The 283-nt window shown below is 37.5% G+C and carries 1 protein-coding gene; it reads left to right on the top strand.

The features are described 5' to 3' along the window. The coding region (locus TY19_RS00735; RefSeq protein ID WP_042279060.1) for a transposase at window positions 1-283 on the top strand (283 nt) is incomplete at both ends.

Raw genomic sequence — 283 nt, forward strand, 5'->3', positions numbered from 1 at the left:
AAAGAGCCACGCTAAGTGGGGGAAAAACAACCATCGGTTGGTTCTTTGGGTTTAAGCTCTATCTTGTGATTAATTATCAGGCAGAAATTGTCGCATTTAAGTTGACAACTGGCAATGTGGATGATCGCAAACCCGTTCCAGAAATGATAGAAGATATGAAAGGAAAAGCATTCGCAGATAGGGGTTATATGTCAGAAAAACTGACTCATACTCTAATGCAAAAAGGAATTCATCTTTTCACAAAAGTAAAGAAGAAGATGAAAAATCAATGGATCACGTTAGT

The organism is Candidatus Protochlamydia sp. R18 (genome assembly GCF_000648255.1).
Classification (GTDB): domain Bacteria; phylum Chlamydiota; class Chlamydiia; order Chlamydiales; family Parachlamydiaceae; genus Protochlamydia; species Protochlamydia amoebophila.